Genomic DNA, 481 nt, shown 5'->3' on the forward strand with positions numbered 1-481 from the left:
GGTCTATCTCCTGCAGATCGAGACCGGACAGCGCGAGCTGGTCGGCAACTTCCCGGGCATGACGTTCGCGCCGCGCTTTTCGCCCGACGGGCAGAAGGTGATCATGAGCCTGCTGCGCGACGACGGCAACTCCAACATCTTCGCCATGGATTTGAGGAGCCGCTCGACGACGCGGCTGACCGACTCGACCGCCATCGACACCTCGCCCTCCTATTCGCCGGACGGCTCGCAGATCGTCTTCACCTCCGACCGTGGCGGCGGCAGCGGGCGCTCGCAGATCTACGTCATGGGCGCGGACGGCTCCAACCCGCACCGCATCTCCTTCGGCGACGGCGTCTATTCGACACCGGTCTGGTCGCCGCGCGGCGACCTCATCGCCTTCACCAAGCAGAGCGGCGGCGAATTCCAGATCGGCGTCATGAAGACCGACGGCTCGGGCGAGCGCATCCTGTCCTCAGGTTTCCAGCAGGAGGGCCCGACC

At 66.5% G+C, this 481-nt stretch carries 1 pseudogene; it reads left to right on the forward strand.

Annotated features, from left to right (window positions below):
• Positions 1–481: pseudogene (locus tag EOD07_RS37000) on the forward strand (PD40 domain-containing protein); the annotation flags it as partial.

The organism is Mesorhizobium sp. M2C.T.Ca.TU.002.02.1.1 (assembly GCF_003997225.1).